Origin of the sequence: Pseudoduganella sp. RAF53_2 (genome assembly GCF_052113985.1) — a bacterium.
Taxonomy (GTDB): Bacteria; Pseudomonadota; Gammaproteobacteria; order Burkholderiales; family Burkholderiaceae_D; genus Rugamonas.
The window spans coordinates 1-2,383 of sequence record NZ_JBFRDW010000794.1 but is presented as its reverse complement, the minus strand read 5'-3'; the positions used below and the strand labels follow the sequence as shown (position 1 = coordinate 2,383).

The following is a 2,383-nucleotide window of genomic DNA, read 5'->3' as shown; positions in this document are numbered from 1 at the left end:
GGGGTAGAAAGCGGCAATCGCAACACCTTCTCGACCATGCAGCTTGGACTATCCGACACGCCATCGAATGACGACATCATCACGGAATTGAAAAGGGAACCGCGGCTTGTTACGGCCGCGCATGCCGCTGCACGCTTCCCGTTTATCAATCCGCTGGCTCTTGTGGAAGACAACGAAAAGGCGCGCTGGCACCTGGCCGATGGCGGCTATTACGACAACAGTGGCGTTACGGTCCTCATTGATCTGGTGCTAGCCATGCAGCAGAACAAAGTTGAGCGCAAGGTAAAGCTGATCCTGATCCGCAACGGGCAAATCGACGCGAGCTGCGGCAAGAAGTTGTCGCCGGACGCGCTCGTGACATGCCTGAAGGAGGTCAGCGAACGTCAATACGAGGGGCCGCTCAACGTGCCGCTGCGGCGGCCGGGGCAGGCACTCTATGCGGACGCCGTGGGTCCGCCAACAGCCTTGTTCAACGTTTCAGGCATTGGTGCACATGGCCGTTATCCGCCGGGTTCCAGCATCTGGCCGAAAGGCACCCATTGCTTGCTGGACCAGCAGAATGGCGTCAACCTGGCGCCACTGGGCTGGTACTTGTCGCACACGGCTCGTGAGGCGCTCAGAAAGCAGGCGGACAAGGTGGCTGTCGCCAGCTGCCTGGCAGACAGCGCAGAGCCAGCGCCGGCTTCAGTAGGCCAGATTCAGGCGTCGATACAGGAAGCCCAGCACAAATAGTGGGCCGATCAGCAGGAAGCGCAAGTCATCGAAGAATGACGGCTTCTTGCCTTCGATCTTGTGGCCAATGAACTGGCCGATCCATGACAGCACGAAGATCAGGATACTCAACGGCAGCACCGCGGGACGGGGCAGGGCGGCCAGCACCAGCAGCATCACAGCCGCCATCGCCAGCATGCCCAGCGCGAAGCTGGTCGACAGCTTGAAGTAGTAGACCAGGCTCGCCACCACGGCCACCACGGCCAGCAAAGGATGCGCGGCCCAGATCAGTCCCAGCAGCGAAAACACGATCAGCGGCACGCACACGCAATGGATCGCTTCATTGGTGGGATTCAGATGGCTTTCGCTGTACTTTTCCAGCAGGGTGTCGATGGTACGCGCATCGCKCATAGTGTGTCTCCGAAGGTTTTGATTATTTAGCACTACCGTTCGATTCTACACCTGTACAATGGCTCGATGTCACTAAAACGCTGCTTCGATCCTGTCGTCAACCAACACACGCGCATTCTCCTGCTAGGCAGCCTGCCAAGCGAAAAGTCGCTCGTGCTGCAGCAGTATTACGGCAATCCCCAGAACCGGTTCTGGCATTTGGTTGGCGAAGTGATCGGCGTGGACCTTGTGCCGTTGGATTATCAAACGAGGTTGTCTCGGCTCTTGCATCACGGAGTCGGTTTGTGGGATGTCGTTGCGAGCGCACGTCGATCCGGGAGTCTGGACAGCCAGATCCGGGACCAGGCAGGTAATGATATCGCCGCGTTGGCTGCATCTTTGCCGAAGCTGAACGCGATCGGTTTTAATGGTGGAACTGCGGCCAGGCACGGGCTGAAGCAACTTGGTGCTTTGGCGGAGCGGTATCGGATTGTGGTGTTACCTTCGTCGAGTCCAGCGCACACGCTGGCGTACGACAAGAAACTGGAAGCCTGGATGGGATTAAAGGATTATGTGGGGTAGGCCCGCCGTGCATGAATACTGGTACTCGGCCAAGCGTGTTTGGGGAGGGCGTAGCGCCATCGCGTGGCAAGGATGGACCATCGATGTTGGCATAGCGGTATTGTTCATCGTTGCGGGACCGTGGTTTCGCTCGCCGCGACATCCCGTTCTTCAACTTTCCGTCTTTTTCGGCGTTCTCTTTCTGCGTGCCGCAATCGCACGCTGGAAAGGCGAGCCTGACGAGTGAAGCAGCTTCGTGAATTCTGAAATCCGATACCGTCAGGCGAACGCTGACGACATTCCCGCGATGTCCGCAATCCGGCTGATGGTGCGCGAGAACGTGCTGCGCAATCCCGCCGCGATCACGCCGCAGATGTACCTGGACTATCTCTCCAAACTGGGCCGCGGCTGGGTCGGCGAACTGGATGGCCGCATCGTCGGCTTCTCCTACGCCGATCGTCAGGACAATTCGATCTGGGCCTTGTTCATCCACCCGGACTTCGAAGGCCGAGGCATCGGCACAGCCTTACTGCATCTCGCCACCGGCTGGCTGTTCGCAGAAGGCGCGCGCCGCATCGCCCTTGGCACAACACCTGATACGCGGGCCGACCGCTTCTACAAAGCGCTGGGCTGGGTGCGCGGCGAAATGCGCAATGCTGGCGAAGTCGAGTTCACCTTGCGATGTCCTTCAATGTGACGGGAAAATCGAGCATGCTAGACT

The 2,383-nt window shown here is 58.9% G+C and carries 4 protein-coding genes; 3 read left to right on the top strand and 1 reads right to left on the bottom strand.

Going from position 1 to position 2,383, the window contains the following annotated elements; genetic code table 11:
- Window positions 1-732, top strand: a 732-nt coding sequence (locus tag AB4Z11_RS29575) for a hypothetical protein (protein ID WP_442029431.1), incomplete at its 5' end; no start/stop codon positions are given.
- Here the strand turns inward: AB4Z11_RS29575 and AB4Z11_RS29570 are convergent.
- Window positions 685-1,122: an Mpo1 family 2-hydroxy fatty acid dioxygenase gene (locus AB4Z11_RS29570; protein WP_442029429.1), complete on the bottom strand. Its 438-nt coding sequence runs from the start codon at window positions 1,120-1,122 to the stop codon at window positions 685-687. The two genes, AB4Z11_RS29575 and AB4Z11_RS29570, sit on opposite strands and share 48 nt — an antisense overlap.
- A gap of 66 nt (window positions 1,123-1,188) precedes the next feature.
- Between AB4Z11_RS29570 and AB4Z11_RS29565 the strand changes: the two genes are divergently transcribed.
- Window positions 1,189-1,683 (top strand): DNA-deoxyinosine glycosylase, encoded by a 495-nt coding sequence (locus AB4Z11_RS29565; RefSeq protein WP_442029427.1) that lies wholly within the window; start codon window positions 1,189-1,191, stop codon window positions 1,681-1,683.
- 235 nt (window positions 1,684-1,918) lie between these two features.
- Window positions 1,919-2,359 carry a GNAT family N-acetyltransferase gene (locus tag AB4Z11_RS29560; protein WP_442029425.1) on the top strand — a complete coding sequence of 147 codons (441 nt, stop codon included), beginning with the start codon at window positions 1,919-1,921 and terminating at the stop codon, window positions 2,357-2,359.
- The last annotated feature ends 24 nt before the right edge of the window (window positions 2,360-2,383 follow it).

Coding starts and splice junctions, on each gene's coding strand:
- AB4Z11_RS29565 (WP_442029427.1), top strand. CDS start 1,189: ATGTCACTAAAACGCTGCTTCGATCCTGTCGTCAACCAACACACGCGC.